The organism is Streptomyces sp. NPDC028722 (assembly GCF_040637655.1).
GTDB lineage: Bacteria > Actinomycetota > Actinomycetes > Streptomycetales > Streptomycetaceae > Streptomyces.
Window position 1 is genome coordinate 115,670 of sequence record NZ_JBEZWU010000009.1, and the last position, 17,666, is coordinate 133,335.

The 17,666-nt window shown below is 72.8% G+C and carries 18 protein-coding genes; 10 read left to right on the forward strand and 8 right to left on the reverse strand.

Annotation, left to right across the window (positions count from 1 at the left end):
• Positions 1-53 precede the first annotated feature (53 nt).
• The 3 genes from AB0F03_RS16695 to AB0F03_RS16705 form a co-directional block, all read right to left on the reverse strand.
• On the reverse strand, positions 54-521 hold the full coding sequence (locus tag AB0F03_RS16695; protein ID WP_361991821.1) for a VOC family protein: 468 nt from the start codon (positions 519-521) through the stop codon (positions 54-56).
• A gap of 51 nt (positions 522-572) precedes the next feature.
• On the reverse strand, positions 573-1,589 hold the full coding sequence (gene rarD / locus AB0F03_RS16700; protein WP_361991824.1) for an EamA family transporter RarD: 1,017 nt from the start codon (positions 1,587-1,589) through the stop codon (positions 573-575).
• A 119-nt stretch (positions 1,590-1,708) separates the two neighbouring features.
• Positions 1,709-2,563, reverse strand: coding sequence for an SDR family oxidoreductase (locus tag AB0F03_RS16705; RefSeq protein WP_361991827.1), 855 nt, complete (start codon positions 2,561-2,563; stop codon positions 1,709-1,711).
• Positions 2,564-2,666: 103 nt separating this feature from the next.
• Between AB0F03_RS16705 and AB0F03_RS16710 the strand changes: the two genes are divergently transcribed.
• A complete protein-coding gene (locus AB0F03_RS16710; protein WP_361991830.1) occupies positions 2,667-3,092 on the forward strand; it encodes a helix-turn-helix domain-containing protein in 426 nt (141 codons plus the stop codon).
• A 13-nt stretch (positions 3,093-3,105) separates the two neighbouring features.
• Here the strand turns inward: AB0F03_RS16710 and AB0F03_RS16715 are convergent, their stop codons facing one another.
• From AB0F03_RS16715 to AB0F03_RS16730, 4 genes are all read right to left on the reverse strand, one after another.
• Positions 3,106-4,167 carry a 2-oxoacid:ferredoxin oxidoreductase subunit beta gene (locus AB0F03_RS16715; RefSeq protein WP_361991833.1) on the reverse strand — a complete coding sequence of 354 codons (1,062 nt, stop codon included), beginning with the start codon at positions 4,165-4,167 and terminating at the stop codon, positions 3,106-3,108.
• Positions 4,160-6,091, reverse strand: a complete 1,932-nt coding sequence (locus tag AB0F03_RS16720) for a 2-oxoacid:acceptor oxidoreductase subunit alpha (protein WP_361991836.1) — start codon at positions 6,089-6,091, stop codon at positions 4,160-4,162. Before AB0F03_RS16720 ends, AB0F03_RS16715 begins: the two co-directional genes overlap by 8 nt.
• A gap of 331 nt (positions 6,092-6,422) precedes the next feature.
• Entirely contained in the window at positions 6,423-7,094 is a 672-nt protein-coding gene (locus AB0F03_RS16725; protein WP_361991839.1) for a response regulator transcription factor, read from the reverse strand.
• A gap of 154 nt (positions 7,095-7,248) precedes the next feature.
• Complete coding sequence (locus AB0F03_RS16730) at positions 7,249-8,592, reverse strand: sensor domain-containing protein (RefSeq protein ID WP_361992202.1); 1,344 nt, start codon at positions 8,590-8,592, stop codon at positions 7,249-7,251.
• Between the two features lie 127 nt (positions 8,593-8,719).
• On the opposite strand from AB0F03_RS16730, the gene AB0F03_RS16735 reads away from it, so the two are divergent.
• Complete coding sequence (locus tag AB0F03_RS16735; protein WP_361991842.1) at positions 8,720-9,085, forward strand: hypothetical protein; 366 nt, start codon at positions 8,720-8,722, stop codon at positions 9,083-9,085.
• Between the two features lie 126 nt (positions 9,086-9,211).
• Here AB0F03_RS16735 and AB0F03_RS16740 read toward each other — a convergent pair whose 3' ends face one another.
• Positions 9,212-10,420: a sensor domain-containing protein gene (locus AB0F03_RS16740; protein ID WP_361991845.1), complete on the reverse strand. Its 1,209-nt coding sequence runs from the start codon at positions 10,418-10,420 to the stop codon at positions 9,212-9,214.
• 221 nt (positions 10,421-10,641) lie between these two features.
• Between AB0F03_RS16740 and AB0F03_RS16745 the strand changes: the two genes are divergently transcribed.
• From AB0F03_RS16745 to AB0F03_RS16780, 8 genes are read left to right on the forward strand one after another with little or no spacing between them, the layout of a single operon-like run.
• Positions 10,642-11,061, forward strand: coding sequence for an NADH-quinone oxidoreductase subunit A (locus tag AB0F03_RS16745; RefSeq protein WP_361991848.1), 420 nt, complete (start codon positions 10,642-10,644; stop codon positions 11,059-11,061).
• Positions 11,052-11,663 (forward strand): NADH-quinone oxidoreductase subunit B family protein, encoded by a 612-nt coding sequence (locus AB0F03_RS16750; protein ID WP_361991851.1) that lies wholly within the window; start codon positions 11,052-11,054, stop codon positions 11,661-11,663. The genes AB0F03_RS16745 and AB0F03_RS16750 overlap by 10 nt, the downstream gene beginning before the upstream one ends.
• Positions 11,660-13,006: an NADH-quinone oxidoreductase subunit C gene (locus AB0F03_RS16755; RefSeq protein ID WP_361991854.1), complete on the forward strand. Its 1,347-nt coding sequence runs from the start codon at positions 11,660-11,662 to the stop codon at positions 13,004-13,006. Before AB0F03_RS16750 ends, AB0F03_RS16755 begins: the two co-directional genes overlap by 4 nt.
• Complete coding sequence (locus AB0F03_RS16760; protein WP_361991857.1) at positions 13,003-13,971, forward strand: complex I subunit 1 family protein; 969 nt, start codon at positions 13,003-13,005, stop codon at positions 13,969-13,971. The genes AB0F03_RS16755 and AB0F03_RS16760 overlap by 4 nt, the downstream gene beginning before the upstream one ends.
• 2 nt (positions 13,972-13,973) lie before the next feature.
• Positions 13,974-14,534 (forward strand): NADH-quinone oxidoreductase subunit I, encoded by a 561-nt coding sequence (locus AB0F03_RS16765; protein ID WP_361991860.1) that lies wholly within the window; start codon positions 13,974-13,976, stop codon positions 14,532-14,534.
• A complete protein-coding gene (locus AB0F03_RS16770; protein ID WP_361991863.1) occupies positions 14,531-15,280 on the forward strand; it encodes an NADH-quinone oxidoreductase subunit J in 750 nt (249 codons plus the stop codon). The genes AB0F03_RS16765 and AB0F03_RS16770 overlap by 4 nt, the downstream gene beginning before the upstream one ends.
• The gene (gene nuoK / locus AB0F03_RS16775) at positions 15,280-15,669 is read left to right on the forward strand and encodes an NADH-quinone oxidoreductase subunit NuoK (RefSeq protein ID WP_361991866.1); all 390 of its coding nucleotides are present in this window, start codon (positions 15,280-15,282) and stop codon (positions 15,667-15,669) included. The genes AB0F03_RS16770 and nuoK overlap by 1 nt, the downstream gene beginning before the upstream one ends.
• A complete protein-coding gene (locus AB0F03_RS16780; RefSeq protein ID WP_361991869.1) occupies positions 15,666-17,660 on the forward strand; it encodes an NADH-quinone oxidoreductase subunit L in 1,995 nt (664 codons plus the stop codon). The genes nuoK and AB0F03_RS16780 overlap by 4 nt, the downstream gene beginning before the upstream one ends.
• Positions 17,661-17,666: the final 6 nt, after the last annotated feature.

Consider the following 17,666-nt stretch of genomic DNA (forward strand, 5'->3'; position numbering starts at 1 on the left):
GCGGCCACCGTCACCGCACGCCTCTGATCCGGCCCTGATCCGAGCCGAGGACCCTAGTGGACGCAGAACTCGTTGTCCTCGGGGTCGGCCAGCACCGTCCACTGACCGGAGGGCTCCGCCACCTCCCGCAGCAGCCGCGCGCCCAGCGCCTCCAGCCGGGACACCTCCTCCGCGTGCCGGTCCGGGCCGGGGTGCAGGTCGAGGTGGAGCCGGTTCTTGCCGGTCTTCGGCTCCGGCACGCGCTGGAACAGCAGCCGCCGTCCGAGCCCGGTGCCGGACTGGGGGTCGTACGGGTCGTCGGGGTGCCGTACGGCGATCAGGTCCCGGAAGGCGAGCCGGCCGTGGTACTCGACGGTGGCCTCGCCGGACAGTGCGCCCAGGGACAGCAGTTGTTCGATGAGGGCGCTGTTGTCCTCGGCCGTGTAGTGCAGCGCGGCGGCCCAGAAGTCGGCCTGGGTGTGCGGGTCGGCCGCGTCGATGACGAGCTTCCAGTGCAGCGGGGCGGGCGCCTGTGTGGTCATGGCTCCCACTTATAACCGGACCCGCCGGCGGAGGGATGCGTTCCGCGCCGGTCAGACGTCGGCGGGAGTCGACGCCGGAGTCGACGCCGGAGTCGGCTCCGGGGCCGACGCCGGAGCCGGGGCGACGGCCGGTCCCCAGGGCGCGGTGCCGGCCGGTGCCGGTACGGCGAACCGTGCCGTCCGCCGCGCGGTGCGCAGGGCGTCGCCCGTGAGCAGGATCAGTGCCAGCCAGACCAGCGCGAACCCGGCCCACCGCTCGGCCGGCATGGCCTCGTGGAAGTAGACGACGCCGAGCAGGAACTGGAAGACGGGGGCGAGGTACTGCAACAGGCCCAGCGTCGACAGGGGCACCCGGATCGCCGCCGCGCCGAAGCAGACCAGGGGGAGCGCGGTGACGACGCCGGTCGAGGCGAGCAGGGCGGCGTGGCCCGTCCCCCCGGTCACGAAGGTGCATTCGCCGCGCGTGGTCAGCCAGAGCAGATAGCCGAGCGCCGGGACGAACTGGATCGCGGTCTCGGCGGCCAGCGACTCGACGCCGCCGAGACCGACCTTCTTCTTCACCAGCCCGTAGGCGGCGAAGGAGAAGGCGAGGCAGAGGGAGATCCACGGCGGGTGGCCGTAGCCGACGGTCAGGACGACGACGGCGGTCAGGCCGACCGCGACCGCGGCCCACTGCACGGGCCGCAGCCGTTCCTTGAGGACGAGCACGCCTATCGCGATGGTGACCAGGGGGTTGATGAAGTAGCCGAGCGAGGCCTCCACGACGTGGCCGGCGTTCACCGCCCAGATGTAGACGCCCCAGTTCACGGTGATGACGGCGGCCGCCACGGTGATGAGGCCGAGCTGCCGCGGGCGGCGCAGCAGCTCGCCGGCCCAGGCCCAGCGGCGGACGAAGAGCAGCGCGACGGCCACGAACGCGAGGGACCACACCATGCGGTGGGCCAGGATCTCCGCGGCCCCGGCCGGCTTGAGCAGGGGCCAGAACAGGGGGACCAGCCCCCACATCCCGTAGGCGGCGAAGCCGTTCAGCAGGCCTGTGCGGTGCTCACCCTCGGACGTCCCGGCCACGTCCCCTCCTTCCGCCCGCGCAACCCGGCGTACGCGCGCGAGAAAGAAGGTAACGCCGGACACCCCCGGATGTCATGTCCGTATCGCCATACGGTCATGACACTCGGGGGCTGCCGGGGTCAGCCCTGGAGCGCGGCGGTGACGGCCGCGGCGAGCGGGGTGGTCGGCCGGCCGATGAGCCGGGACAGGTCGCCGGAGGAGACGACCAGCTCCCCCTTCTCGATCGAGGCATCCACCGCGGCCAGGATCCCGGCCACCGGCGCGGGCAGCCCGGCGCCGGTCAGGATGCCGGTGAGGACCTCGACGGTGACCGGGGTGTAGGCGATCTCCCGGCCGGTCCGGCGGCTCAGCTCGGCCGCGTACTCGGCGAAGCTCCACGCCTCGTCACCGCCCAGCTCGTACGTGGTGTTCTCGTGCCCCTCACCGGTCAGCACCGCGACCGCGGCGGCGGCGTAGTCGGCGCGGGCGGCCGAGGAGACCCGGCCGTCACCGGCGGCGGCCACGACCGCCCCGTGCTCCAGGACCGGGGCCAGGTGCTCGGTGTAGTTCTCGTGGTACCAGCCGTTGCGCAGCAGGCTGTAGGGCAGGCCGGAGGCGAGCAGGGCCTCCTCGGTGGCCCGGTGGTCGTCGGCCAGCGCGGCGGTCAGGGTGCCCGGGGCGCTGGTGTAGGCGAGCAGCGCCACCCCGGCGGCCTTGGCGGCGTCGATGACCACGCCGTGCTGGCGCGCCCGGCCCTTGTCGAACTCGTTGCCGGAGATCAGCAGGACCTTGTCACCGGCGGCGAACAGGCCGTCGAAGGTCTCGGGGGCGTTGTAGTCGGCGACGGCCAGCCGTACACCGCGGGCCGCGAGGCCGGCACCCTTCGCCTCGTCGCGCACGACGGCGGTGATCTGTTCCGCGGGCACCTTCTCCAGCAGCTGCTCCACGACGTGACGGCCGAGCTGTCCGGTGGCTCCGGTGACGATGATGCTCATGGTTCAGCACTCCTGCTGCTTCTGGGGGGGGCGGCTTGGTGACACTCACCGTAGGAGTGGCGCTAACAAAAAGAAAGTACCCACTTTGAAGTAAGGTACTGGCATGGCAGTAACCAAGCGGGCCGTGGACGCCGAGGCGCTCTGCCCCTACCGGCTCGTCCTGGAACACGTCACCAGCCGCTGGGGCGTCCTCGTCCTCGTCGCACTGCTCGAGCGGCCGCACCGCTTCGGTGAGCTGCGCCGGACGGTCAGCCGGAACGGCGGCCGGGACGTCAGCGAGAAGATGCTCACCCAGACCCTCCAGACCCTGGAACGCGACGGACTGGTGCACCGCGATGCCAAGCCGGTCATCCCGCCCCGCGTCGACTACTCGCTCACCGGCCTCGGCCGCGAGGCGGCGGAACAGGTGCGCGCCCTCGCCGGCTGGACGCGGCACCGCATGGACGAGGTGGAGCGGGCCCGCCGGGCCTACGACGAGCGCCGTCGTGCGAACGAAGAGGCCCGGGGCGTCCCGCCCCGGGCCCCGTGAACCGGCGGACGGGTCAGCCGACGACCGTCCAGGTGTCCCCGCCGGCCAGCAGCGCGCCCAGGTCGCCCTTGCCGTGCTGCTCGACGGCCGTGTCGAGCTGGTCGGCCATCTGGGTGTCGTAGACCGGCCGTTCGACGGAGCGGAACACGCCGACCGGAGTGTGGTGCAGGGTGTCCGGGTCGGCCAGCCGGGACAGGGCGAAGGCGGTGGTGGGCGACGCGGCGTGGGCGTCGTGCACCAGGATGTCCGCCTCGTTCTCCTCGGTCACCGACACCACCCCGAGATCACCGGTCCGCGGGTCCCGTACGACGCCTCTCGCCCCGTCGGCCCCGAAGCGGATCGGCTGCCCGTGCTCCAGCCGGATCAGCGCCTCCTCGGCCCGCTGCTTGTCCTTGAGAGCGTCGAAGGCGCCGTCGTTGAAGATGTTGCAGTTCTGGTAGATCTCGATCAGGGCCGTGCCCGGGTGGGCGGCGGCCTGCCGGAGCACCTCGGTGAGGTGCTTGCGGTCGGAGTCGATCGTGCGCGCCACGAACGACGCCTCCGCGCCGAGGGCGAGGGAGACGGGGTTGAAGGGGGCGTCGAGCGAGCCCATCGGCGTCGACTTGGTGATCTTGCCGACCTCGGAGGTCGGCGAGTACTGGCCCTTGGTCAGGCCGTAGATCCGGTTGTTGAACAGCAGGATCTTCAGGTTGACGTTGCGGCGCAGGGCGTGGATCAGATGATTGCCGCCGATGGACAGCGCGTCGCCGTCACCGGTGACGACCCAGACGCTCAGGTCACGGCGCGAGGCGGCCAGACCGGTCGCGATGGCCGGGGCACGGCCGTGGATGGAGTGCATCCCGTAGGTGTTCAGGTAGTACGGGAAGCGGGAGGAGCAGCCGATACCGGAGACGAAGACGATGTTCTCGCGCGCCAGGCCCAGTTCCGGCATGAAGCCCTGCACGGCCGCGAGGATCGCGTAGTCACCGCAGCCCGGGCACCAGCGCACCTCCTGGTCCGACTTGAAGTCCTTCATCGACTGCTTGGCCTCGGCCCGGGGGACCAGGTGCAGCAGCCCGTGGGCGCCGTCAGTCATCGATGGCCTCCTTCAGTGCCGCGGCGAGCTGTTCCGCCTTGAACGGCATGCCGTTGACCTGGTTGTAGGAGTGGGCGTCGACCAGGTACTTCGCCCGGACCAGAGTGGCGAGCTGCCCGAGGTTCATCTCGGGGATCACGACCTTGTCGTAGCTCCTCAGGACCGTGCCGAGGTTGCGGGGGAAGGGGTTGAGGTGGCGCAGATGGGCCTGCGCGATCGGCTCGCCGGCCGTCCGCAGCCGCCGTACCGCCGCCGTGATCGGCCCGTAGGTGGAACCCCAGCCGAGTACCAGGGTCCGGGCGCCGTGCGGGTCGTCGACCTCCACGTCGGGGACGTCGATGCCGTCGATCTTGGCCTGCCGGGTGCGGACCATGAAGTCGTGGTTGGCCGGGTCGTAGGAGATGTTGCCCGTGCCGTCCTGCTTCTCGATGCCGCCGATCCGGTGTTCCAGGCCCTCGGTGCCCGGCACCGCCCAGGGCCGGGCCAGGGTCTGCGGGTCCCGCTTGTAGGGCCAGAAGACCTCCGTGCCGTCCTCCAGCGTGTGGTTCGGGCCGGAGGCGAACTGCACCCGCAGGTCGGGCAGCTCGTCCACCTCGGGGATGCGCCACGGCTCGGAACCGTTGGCCAGGTAGCCGTCCGACAGCAGCATCACCGGCGTGCGGTACGTCAGCGCGATCCGGGCCGCCTCCACGGCCGCGTCGAAGCAGTCGGCCGGGGTCCTCGGCGCGACCACCGGCACCGGCGCCTCACCGTTGCGGCCGTACATCGCCTGCAACAGGTCCGCCTGCTCGGTCTTGGTCGGCAGCCCGGTGGACGGCCCGCCGCGCTGGATGTCGATGACCAGCAGCGGCAGCTCCAGCGACACCGCGAGACCGATCGTCTCCGACTTCAGCGCCACACCCGGCCCCGACGTCGTCGTCACCGCCAGCGAACCGCCGAACGCCGCGCCCAGGGCCGCGCCGATGCCCGCGATCTCGTCCTCGGCCTGGAAGGTGCGCACGCCGAAGTTCTTGTGCTTGCTCAGCTCGTGCAGGATGTCCGAGGCCGGCGTGATCGGGTACGACCCCAGGAACAGGGGCAGATCCGCCTGCCGCGACGCGGTGATCAGGCCGTAGGACAGGGCGAGGTTCCCGGAGATGTTCCGGTAGGTGCCGACCGGGAAGGCCCGGGCGGCCGGGGCGACCTCGTAGGAGACCGCGAAGTCCTCCGTCGTCTCGCCGAAGTTCCAGCCCGCCCGGAACGCGGCGATGTTGGCGGCGGCGATCTCCGGCTTCCTCGCGAACTTGCTCCGCAGGAACGTCTCCGTGCCCTCGGTGGGCCGGTGGTACATCCAGCTGAGCAGGCCCAGCGCGAACATGTTCTTGCTGCGCTCGGCCTCCTTGCGGGAGAGGTCGAACTCCTTCAGCGCCTCGACCGTGAGCGTGGTCAGCGGCACCGGGTGAAGGCTGTAGCCGTCGAGCGAGCCGTCCTCCAGCGGAGAGCCGGCGTAACCGACCTTCTGGAGGGCCCGCTTGGTGAACTCGTCGGTGTTGACGATGATCTCGGCCCCTCGCGGGAGGTCGCCGATGTTGGCCTTCAGCGCGGCCGGGTTCATCGCGACCAGGACGTTCGGCGCGTCTCCGGGGGTGAGGATGTCGTGGTCGGCGAAGTGCAGCTGGAAGGACGAGACACCCGGCAGGGTGCCGGCGGGGGCGCGGATCTCGGCGGGGAAGTTCGGCAGGGTGGAGAGGTCGTTGCCGAAGGTGGCGGTCTCCGAGGTGAACCGGTCACCGGTGAGCTGCATGCCGTCACCCGAGTCCCCCGCGAACCGGATGATCACCCGGTCCAGGCGCCGCACGTCCTTCGCGCCGCCCGGTTTGCGCTGCTCTCCCACGACCGATCCGTCGTCGGCCTGCTCCGCTGGGCTGCTGACCTGGCTGGTCACTGAACTGGACCTCCTTCGAGGCGGCTGTCCGGGGCACGGTCGTCCCACGGACCATCCCGGATCAACCCTACGTCGGTTAGGGTCGCCTTCCCGAGGTCTTCCGTGGATCGGTCGACATTTCGAGACGGCCTGTCGCGCTGCGTCACATCATGTCCCGCGTCACCGGGCCGCCGGCCAGGCACTTACCGCGCGTTCCCGGTTCTGCGCCGGACCTTTCACCCGGCCGCGCGTCCGCGGGTTCCCGTTCCGGGACTCCCTGCGGTGCCCGCCCCCAACGGAAGCCGGGCGCGCTGACGGCACGCTGACGGGGTGCTGACGCCGGGCCGTCCGGTCAGGAGTTCAGGTACGTGAGAACGGCCAGAACCCGACGGTGGTCGCCGACGCTCGGAGCCAGGCCGAGCTTCAGGAAGATGTTGCTGACGTGCTTCTCCACGGCGCCGTCGCTGACCACCAGCTGCCGGGCGATCGCCGAGTTCGTCCGCCCCTCCGCCATCAGCCCGAGCACCTCCCGCTCCCGCGGGGTCAGCCCCACCAGCACGTCCTGCTTGCGGCTGCGGCCCAGCAGCTGCGCCACCACCTCCGGGTCCAGCGCCGTACCGCCCTCGGCGACCCGCACCACCGCGTCCACGAACTCCCGTACGTCCGCGACCCGGTCCTTCAGCAGATAGCCCACGCCACGGCTGGATCCGGCCAGCAGCTCGGTGGCGTAACGCTCCTCCACGTACTGCGACAGCACCAGCACCCCCAGCCCCGGGTGCAGCCGGCGCAGCAGTACGGCCGCCCGGACCCCCTCGTCGGTGTGCGTCGGCGGCATCCGTACGTCGGCCACGACCACGTCGGGCAGCTGCCCCTGCTCGTCCAGCGCGGAGATGGTCTTCACCAGCGCGTCCGCGTCCCCGACTCCGGCCACGACCTCGTGCCCGCGGTCGGTCAGCAACCGGGTCAGGCCCTCTCTGAGCAGCACTGAGTCCTCGGCGATGACCACCCGCACTCTGTCCTCCACGATCCTTCGGCCCCCCACAGCCCGATCCGGCGACCACGCCCGCCGCGTTGCCGGGCGGTGACGTGCGTCCGTGACGTCCTACGGAGGTCCAGCATTCCAGCATTCGTGCCGGGCCGCCGCCGTCCTGGGCGAATACCGGGTCCAGCGTCGGTCCTCAGGGCCGCCAGGGCAGTTCCGCGATCACCCGGGTGGGGCCGCCGGCGGGGGAGTCGATCACGAGGACGCCGTCCACCGCGTCCAGGCGTGCGGCGAGCCCGGCCAGTCCCGAACCGCCGGCGGGACCGGCGCCGCCGACGCCGTCGTCGGTCACCTGGACCAGCAGCCGGTCCTCCGCGCGCCACACGTCGACGGAGGCGGTCCGGGCCCGGCTGTGCTTGCTGACGTTCTGGAGCAGCTCGGAGACCGTGAAGTAGGCGATGCCCTCGATGGCCGCCGCGGGCCGGGCCGGCAGGTCGACGTCCACCGTCACCGGCACCGTGCAGCGGGAGGCGACCGAGGACAGGGCCGCGTCCAGGCCGCGGTCGGTGAGCACGGCCGGATGGATGCCCCGGGCCAGGTCACGCAGCTCCTGAAGCGCCGTCTTCACCTCGCCGTGCGCCTCCTCCACCATCCGCGCCGCCGCCCGCGGGTCCTCCCGCAGCTTCTCCTTCGCCAGCCCCAGATCCATCGCCAGGTTGACCAGCCGGGCCTGGGCACCGTCGTGCAGGTCCCGCTCGATGCGCCGCAGGTCGGCGGCGGCCGTGTCGACCACGGTCCCGCGGTCCGACTCCAGCTCCACCACCCGCGCCGACAGCGGCGACGGCCCGAGCAGCCCGCGCACGAGCAGCCCGTCCACCGTCGTCAGAGCCCGGACGAGCCACGGCGTCACCAGCGTGAACACCAGCCCGACCAGCGCGGTCACCGTGATCTCGAACGGGTTGTCGAGGTAGATGCGGTGGTGGGCGTCGCCGTACAGCTGGAGGCCGCCCTGGCCGGCGAACGCCGGGAACGCCCAGAACCACAGCGGGTAGGTCAGCAGGGCCCAGCCGAGCGTCCAGAAGGCGACCGTCACCGAGAAGGTGAACACTGCCCACGGCAGCAGCACCAGCGCGTACAGCGCGTTCCGCCAGGAGGTGCCGCTCTTGAGGACCGCCCCCGTCCAGGCCGCCGCGCCCGGCTTGTGCATCCGCAGCGGCTCCGGGCCGGCCACGTCCAGGCCGAGCAGCGCGCGCGCCCGCGCCCGCTCCAGCACGGCGAAGCCCCGGCAGCCCGCGAGCGCCGCCGCCAGCACCGGGATGCCGAGGAAGGTGACCAGCAGGCCCGCGCCGAGCGCCACCATCGTCACCGTCCAGGTGAACAGCACCAGGGACACCGGCAGGCTCAGCAGGACGTAGCCCAGCTCACGCCAGGCGCGCCCCTCGACGGGCGCCCGCAGCGCGGCGGGCAGCCGGTACCCGCCTCCGGCACGGCGCCCCTGCCCGTAACCCTGTCCGTATTCCCGCCCGTACTCCGTGGCCATCGACGCCGTCCCGTTCTCCTCGTCCGAGCGGCGCTTCAGCCGCCCCACCAGGGTCGCCCGCCCCGGGCCCCCGGGCCATGGCGTCCGTCGGCCTCTCGACCGGGGGGTTTTCCCCACCCTTCCGGGGGTGCCGGTGGTCTCGGTGGTGCCGGTGGCCCCGGTGGCCCCGGTGGTCCCGGGGGTGCCGGTGGTCCCGGGGATGCCGGTCGTCCCGGTCGTCCCGGTCGTCCCGGTGGTCCCGGTCGTCCCGGTGGTCCCGGTGGTCCCGGTCGTCCCGGTCGTCCTGGCGTCCGGGGAGTCCTGGCGTCCCGGGGGTCCTGGCGTCCCGGTGGCCCCGGCGGTCCCGGCGGTCCCGGCGGTCCCGGCGGTCCCGGCGGTCTCGGTGCGCCCGGTGCGCCCGGTGCGCCCGGTGCGTGCCGGGCGGGACGGCGTGGGATGTGGCCGCGTTCGCGTGGTGCACGCGCGCGTAGTGGTCGTTCCGGCACTCGCGTGACCGGCGCTCGGACGGGCCGCACCCGCGCGTGGCCGGTCGCGCGGGCGGGCCGCACGCGCGCGTGGACGTGCGGGGCCGCCGGGAAGCCCGGCCGCCCCGCACGCGTGTGTGCCACGGTGCCGCCGGCTACTCCTGCCGGTCACGCCACGGCAGCTCCGCGGTGACCACCGTCGGCCCACCGTCCGGCGAGTCGACGACGAACAGGCCGTCCACCGCGCCGAGCCGGTCCGCCAGGCCCCGCATGCCGCTGCCGGCGTCCAGCCGGGCGCCGCCGACGCCGTCGTCGGTCACCTGGACCAGCAGCCGGTCCTCCGCGCGCCACACGTCGACGGAGGCGGTCCGGGCCCGGCTGTGTTTGCTGATGTTCTGGAGCAGTTCCGAGACGGTGAAGTAGGCGATGCCTTCGATGGCCGCCGCGGGCCGGCCCACCAGATCCACGGTCACCGTCACCGGCACCGTGCAGCGGGAGGCGACCGAGGACAGGGCCGCGTCCAGGCCGCGGTCGGTGAGCACGGCCGGATGGATGCCCCGGGCCAGGTCACGCAGCTCCTGAAGGGCCAGCTTCACCTCGCCGTGCGCCTCCGCCACCATCGAGGCCGCCGTGTCGGGGTCCTCCAGCAGCTTCTCCTTGGCCAGGCCGAGCCCCATGGCCAGGTTGACCAGCCGGGCCTGGGCACCGTCGTGCAGGTCCCGCTCGATGCGCCGCAGGTCGGCGGCGGCCGTGTCGACCACGATCCCGCGGTCGGACTCCAGTTCGGCGATCCGGCGCTCCAGCTCGTCCGACGGCGACAGCAGCCCGCGCACCATCGCCCGGTCGGCGTTGGCGAGGAGCCGCGCCAGATACGGCAGCACCGGCCACAGCACGAACAGCGAGATCAGCACGGTGCAGAAGGTGACCACACCCCAGGGCAGCCGAATCGCGTCGTACAGCAGCGTCCGCCAGCCCACCGGGTCCTTCAGCGCCAGCCACAGCCGCTGCACCGGCCCCCCGCCCCTGGAGAGCGGCAGTGGTGTCGGCTCCTCCACCCGCACCCCGAGCAGTTTCCGGGCCCGGGCCCGCTCCAGCTTGCCCAGCTGCCGGGCGCCCAGCAGGCAGAGCGCGAGCAGCGGGAGGCCGATCACGGTGAGGGTGAGGGTGCCGCCGGCCACCAGCACCGTGAACGCGTAAGCGAACCCGAACACCGCCACCGGCAGGTTCAGCAGGAGATACGCGATCTCCTTCCAGGTGTGCGCGTCGTAGGCGGGCCGGGGCGGAGGCAGCCGGTCGAGGCCGTCGTGTCCGTCGGTGCCGTCGGTGCCGTCGGTCCGGTCGGCGGCGGGGCTGGAAGCGGTCATGGTGGTCAGCCTGCCGTGCGCGGCGCCGCTCACGCCATGCGGTACGCCGCCCTCCGCCGCCGGGGGAAAACCCCACCCCACCGGGCTCCGGCCGTCCCACGGCGTGACGGGCTGCTTACCGGTTCTTTATCAGGGCCTAGACTCCCGTGCGTACAGATCCTCGAATCGCGTTGCATCACAGAGTTCACTCAGGTCACGAGGTCAGGGAGCGAGGGACGGACGTGCGGGAGACGCTGGGACACTCGACGACCGCCGCGGCGAACGTCGTCGCGGCCGGCTACTTCCGGTCCTACTCGGTGGTCGGACTGCTCGCCCTCGTCGGCGTGCTGTTCGTCGCGGCCGCCTTCGGCGCCGGCCGCCTGCTGCGCCCGGTCGTGCCGACACCGGAGAAACTCCTGACCTACGAGTGCGGCGTCGACCCCGTCGGCGAGGGCTGGGCCCACACCCAGGTCCGCTACTACGTCTACGCCTTCCTCTACGTGATCTTCGCGGTCGACTCGGTCTTCCTGTTCCCCTGGGCGACGGTCTTCGCCGCCCCCGGCTACGGCGCGACAACCCTCGTGGAGATGTTCGTCTTCCTCGGCTTCCTCGCCGTGGGCCTGCTGTACGCATACAAGAAGGGCGTCCTGACATGGACGTGAACCCGGCTGTCCCGGAGCCCGTGCCGCTGCCGGAGCCGAAGCGGCTCGGCACGCTCGCCCGGCTCGCCCCCGAACCGATGAAGGTCGTCCTGAACTGGGGCCGCCGCTACTCGCTCTGGGTCTTCAACTTCGGCCTCGCCTGCTGCGCGATCGAGTTCATCGCCGCGTCGATGGCCCGCCACGACTTCATCCGCCTCGGCGTCATCCCCTTCGCGCCGGGCCCCCGCCAGGCCGACCTGATGGTCGTCTCCGGCACGGTCACGGACAAGATGGCCCCCGCCGTCAAGCGCCTCTACGAGCAGATGCCCGAGCCGAAGTACGTCATCTCCTTCGGCGCCTGCTCCAACTGCGGCGGCCCCTACTGGGACTCCTACTCCGTCACCAAGGGCGTCGACCAGATCATCCCGGTGGACGTGTACGTCCCCGGCTGCCCACCGCGCCCCGAGGCGCTGCTCCAGGGCATCCTCAAGCTCCAGGAGAAGATCGCCCGCGAGTCGCTGGGGGAGCGGTACGGCACCGGGCCCGCCCGGCCGTCGGCCGCCGCGCTCCAGAGCGACCTGGTCCGGCCGCCGGCCCCGGCCCCCGAGGGGGACGTCCGATGAGCACGGCCGGCTGGCTGCCCGCCCCCGCCGGGGAACTCTTCGGCACGGACGCCACGGCCGAGGAGTCGTACGACCTCCTGACCGTGGACGTACCGCCGTCCTCCTGGCTCACCGCCCTGGAGACGGCCCGTACGACCCTGTCGTGCACCTACTTCGACTGGCTCAGCGCGGTCGACGAACCGGGCACGGGCTTCCGCGTCGCCGCGCACGTCGTCGCCCTGAACCCGGTCCGCCGTCTCCTCGTCCGCACGACGGTCCCGCACGACGCCCCGGTCCTCCCCTCCGCGATCGCCGTCTACGCGGGCGCCGCCTGGCACGAGCGCGAGACCCACGAGATGTTCGGGGTCGTCTTCGAGGGCCACCCGGGCCTCGACCACCTGCTGCTCCCCGAGAACTTCGAGGGCCACCCGCTCCGCAAGGACTTCGTCCTCGCCGCCCGCGTCGCCAAGGCCTGGCCCGGCGCGAAGGAACCCGGCGAATCCGAACACGGCGGGCCCAAGCGGCGCCAGATGCTGCCCCCGGGCGTTCCCGACCCGAACGAGTGGGGCCCCCTCAAGGGCCAGCTCCCCGCTGCTCCGGCCCGCCCCGCCCGGACGGCGGGCCGCGCGGCGACGGAGCGCCCGGCCCGCGCCGCGGGCGAACGCCCGCCCCGGCGCACCCGCTCGGCGTCGGAGGGATCGACCGGCCAGGCCCCGGAGGCCGGTCAGGTCACGGGGGCCGCGGAGCCGGCGCAGGCCGCGCAGGCGGCGCAGGCCGGGGACGCGGCCACGCGCAAGCAGGCCGCGGCTCAGGGTGACGCCACCGGGGCGGCGGCCAAGACCCCGGTGGAAGGTCCGGCCGCCGAGGCCTCGGTGGCGTACGAGCCCGGCCCGGCGCCGCCGTCCGCACGGCCGCGCCGCACACGCAGCGCCTCACAGGGCTCGGCCACCCAACGTGCGCAGACCCCGGAACCGGCCCGCACCGAGCCGACGGAACCGGCGGCCACCGAGCCGACGCCGACCGAACCGGACGCCGCCGTACGCCCCGCCGGCCGGAGCGCGGCCCCGCGCAGCTCGGACGCGCCCTGGCACCACGCCCGCCCGGCGTTCGACGAACCCGGACAGGCCACCGGGCCCGACCGAACTCCTGAACCGCGGCCGGAGCCGCAGCCGGCGCCGCCCGCCGAAGAGCCCCAGGACCCGAACACTCCGGACGATCCGAGTACGTCGAACGACCCGAACACCTCGAACGACCCGAACACCTCGGACAGCCCGGAAACCCCTCGCGACCCGGACCTGAACCCGGGTCCGGACCCGGACCCGGACCCGCGCACCCCCGACCACCCCGCAGGAGGCCCGCAGTGAACGGCGCGTCGGACGTCGCCCTGCGACTTCTGGTCGTCTTCGTCGTCTTCCTCACCTTCCCCCTGATCATCGGCCAGACCGAACACAAGGTGATGGCCCACATGCAGGGCCGCCTCGGCCCGATGTACGCGGGCGGCTTCCACGGCTGGGCCCAGCTGGTCGCCGACGGAGTGAAGTTCGCGCAGAAGGAGGACGTGGTCCCGGCGGGCGCCGACCGCCGCGTCTTCCAGCTCGCCCCGGCCGTGTCCCTGCTGCCGTACCTCCTCGTGCTGCTCGCCATCCCGATCGGCCCGAGCGAGGGCGCCGTCGGCCAGGTCCTGGACGCGGGCGTCTTCTTCGTGCTCGCGGTGATGGGCGTCGGCGTGCTCGGCTCCCTGATGGCCGGCTGGGCCAGCGCGAACAAGTTCTCCCTGCTCGGCGGCCTGCGCACGGCCGCCCAGCTGCTCGCCTACGAACTGCCCATGCTGCTGGCGGCGGCCTCGGTCGCGATGGCGGCCGGCACGGTCTCCCTGCCGGGCATCCTGCACTCCTTCCACTGGTGGTGGGTGCCCTGGCAGCTCGTCGGCGCGGTCGTCTTCTTCGTCGCCGGGCTCGCCGAGCTCCAGCGCCCGCCGTTCGACATGCCCGTCGCCGACTCGGAGATCATCTTCGGCGCGTACACCGAGTACACCGGTCTGCGCTTCGCCCTGTTCCTGCTCGCCGAGTACGCCGGGATCGTCGTCCTGTGCGGTCTGACGACCGTGCTCTTCCTCGGCGGCTGGCACGGCCCCTGGGGCACCGAAGGACTCGGCTGGGTCTGGACGCTGCTGAAGACGGCGGTCCTGGCCTTCCTGGTCATCTGGCTCCGCGTCACCTACCCGCGGTTGCGCGAGGACCAGCTCCAGAAGCTCTCCTGGACCCTCCTCGTCCCCCTCTCCCTCGCCCAGATCGCCCTCACCGGCGTCGTCAAGGTGGTGATCGGCTAACCATGGCCCCCATCCCCGGCTCCGGCCTCGCCAAGGGCCTGGCCGTCACCCTGCGCACGATGACCAGAAAGACGGTCACCGAGCAGTACCCGGACACCCTGCCCGAGCTGCCGCCCCGCACCCGCGGAGTGATCGGGCTGTTCGAGGAGAACTGCACGGTCTGCATGCTGTGCGCCCGCGAGTGCCCGGACTGGTGCATCTACATCGACTCCCACAAGGAGACGGTCCCGCCGGCCGCCCCCGGCGGCCGTGAGCGCAGCCGCAACGTCCTCGACCGGTTCGCGATCGACTTCGCCCTGTGCATGTACTGCGGCATCTGCATCGAGGTGTGTCCTTTCGACGCGCTGTTCTGGTCCCCTGAGTTCGAGTACGCCGAGACCGACATCCGTGACCTCACGCACGAGCGCGACAAGCTCCGCGAATGGATGTGGACCGTCCCGGCACCGCCCGCCCTGGACCCCGGCGCGGAGGAGCCCAAGGAGATCGCCGCCGCCCGCAGGACCGCCGAGAAACTGGCCGCCGCGCAGGCCGCACCGGAGCCGCCGCAGGGTGGTGGGTCGTGAGCCTCGCCGCAGCCGGGTCCCTCGCCGCGGCCGGCCCGAGCACGCACCTCGTCGCGGCCGGGCACGGCTTCCTGTCCCCGACCGGTGTCGAGATCGCCTTCCTGCTCGTCGGCCTGGTCACCCTGGGCGCCGCGTTCGTCACCGTCACCACCCGGCAGCTGGTGCACGCCGCCCTGTGGCTGGTGGTCGCGCTCGGCGGCCTCGCGGTGGAGTACCTGCTGCTCACGGCCGAGTTCATCGCGTGGGTGCAGGTCCTGATCTACGTCGGTTCCGTCGTCGTCCTCCTCCTGTTCGGCCTGATGCTCACCCGGGCCCCCATCGGCCGCTCCCCGGACGCCGACTCCGGCAACCGCTGGGCCGCCCTGGCGGTGGCGGTGACCGCCGCCGTCGCCCTGGTGTGGGTCGTCGTGGACGCCTTCCGCACGACCTGGATCGACCTGGACGGCCCGGCCGCCGGAACCACCCGGGTCACCGGCTCCAGCCTGTTCCGGCACTGGGTACTGCCCTTCGAGGCCCTGTCCGTGCTGCTCCTCGCGGCCCTGGTCGGCGCGATCGTCCTCTCCCGCAAGGCGGACGCGGACGAGACCACGACGCCTGCCGCCCCCGGGAACGCATCCACGACGCCTGCCGCCCCCGGGAACGCATCCACCACCCCTGCCGCCTCAGGGAACGCGACCGCCACCCCTGCCGCCCCCGGGGACGAGACCGCCGCACCTGCGGCCCCAGGCAAGGAAGGGGCCCGCTGATGCACCTCGCCTACCCCGCCGTGCTCTCCGCCCTCCTCTTCTGCACCGGCCTCTACGGCGTTCTGGCCCGCCGCAACGCCATCCTGGTGCTGATGTCGGTCGAGCTGATGCTCAACGCCGTCAACCTCAACCTGGTCGCCTTCGACGTCTGGCTCAGTCGGGCCGCGCGGGACACCCTGCACTCCGGCCAGGCGCTGACCCTGTTCACCATCGCCATCGCCGCCGCCGAGATCGGTATCGGCCTGGCGATCGTGCTGGCCGTGTACCGCAACCGCGGCACCTCCGACATCGACAAGCTCCGCGACACCGCCGAGGGCCCCGAGACGGAAGGCCCCGGCACCCAGGGCCCCGGTACCTCGGCGGGCGAGAAGGCTGAGGCCACCGCGTGACCACGACCACCCTCGCCGTCCTCGTCCCCCTCCTGCCGTTCCTGGGTGCCGCGGCCGGCCTGCTGCTCGGCCGCACCGCTCCCGGCTTCGTCCGCCCGCTCGCGGTGCTGCCACCGCTGGCCTCCCTCGTGCTGGCCGCGCTGGTGGCCGTGCGCCAGGGCGGCGGGACGGCCGTCGACGCCCACACCGAACTGACGCCCACCGGGTCCGTCCCCATCGAGCTGGCCCTGCACATCGACGGCTTCGCCGCACTCGTCGCCGTCCTGGTCGCGTTCGTCGCGACCTGCGTGCAGACGTACTCGACGGGCTATCTGCGCGACGACCCGCGCTACCCCTCGTACGCCGCTCTGGTCTCCCTGTTCACCTCCGCGATGCTCCTGGTCGTCTACTCCGGCGACCTGATCGTGCTGCTGGTCGGCTGGGAGGTCATGGGCATCTGCTCCTACTTCCTGGTGGGCCACTACTGGGAGACCCCCGAGGCCCGAGCCGCCTCCCTGAAGGCCTTCGTGGTCACCAAGCTCGGTGACGTGCCGTTCCTGATCGGCCTGTTCGCGCTGGCCACCGACGCCGGATCGTTCCGCGTCACCCGCGTCCTCGGCACCGTCGCCAGCGGGGGCCTGCACCACCCGACCGTGATCGCGCTGCTGCTGCTCGCCGGTGTGGCGGGCAAGTCGGCGCAGTTCCCGCTGCACACCTGGCTGCCGGACGCGATGGCGGGCCCGACACCCGTCTCGGCGCTGATCCACGCCGCGACGATGGTCGCCGCCGGTGTCTACTTCGTCGCCCGTCTCCTCCCCGTCTTCGAGGCCTCGCAGGCCGCGATGGTGGTCCTCGCCGTCATGGCCGCCGTCACGATGACCGGCTCCGGTCTCGCCGCGCTCGCCCAGGACGACATCAAGCGCGTCCTCGCCTACTCGACGATCGGCCAGCTCGGCTACATGACCGGCGCCCTCGCCGTCGGCGACCGCGGTGCCGCCGTCTTCCACCTCCTCGCGCACGGCGCCTTCAAGGCGCTGCTCTTCCTCGCGGCCGGCGTGATCATCCACGCCGCCGGCACCAACTCGCTCGCCGCCATGTCCCGCATGCACGGCCTGCGCGACCGCGTCCCGGACGCCTACTGGACGATGACCGTGGCGCTGCTCGCGCTCGCCGCGATCCCGCCCTTCAGCGGCTTCTTCTCCAAGGAGTCCGTCCTCGGCGCCGCCGAGCACGTGACATCGGGCCACCCCGGCCCCGTCCCCGGCGCCGCCGGCTGGATCGTCCTCGTCGCCGGCCTGCTCACCGCGCCGCTGACCGCGGCCTACGCCACCCGGCTGTGGCTGCTGGCCTTCCGCGGCCGGGGCGCCGAGGCCCCCGACCACGGCCGCCAGCCCCTGACCATGACCGTGGTGCTCTGGGTCCTCGCGATCCCCTCCCTCGCTTTCGGCGGGCTCGCCTACCGGGCGCTGCCCGACTGGTTCGACGGCCGCGACCTCACCCCGACCCTCCTCACCTCCATCCTCGGCACCGGTCTGGCGGTGGCCGGCGGACTGCTCACCTACGGCGCCTGGCAGCGCACCGCCGCGCTCGCCGCCCGCACCCCGATGGGCGCCGTCGCCGCCCATCCCGGGGGCGACGCCGGGCTGGTCGAGGCCGAGGCCATCGCCACCCACGAACCGGCCTACGGCGACATCGCCCACGCCCCGGACCCGGCCGACCCCGGGCGGCTGCTGCTCGGCCCGCTGCACCGGCACGCGGCCGGCGGCTTCCACCTGGACGCCGTGTACACGGCGCTGTTCGTCCGCCCGGTCCAGGCAGGGGCGCGTCTCGTCCGGTTCCTCGACCGCGAGGTCGTCGACACCTACGTACGCGGCGCCGCCGCCCTGCCCCGGCTTCTAGGGTCCGCCGTGCGGCGCGCCCAGACGGGCAATGTGCAGACCTATGTGAGCGCGCTGCTCGCCGGCACCGTCGTCCTGGCGGTCGCCGTCCTCCTCGTCGCCTCGGGAGCGTGAGCGGCC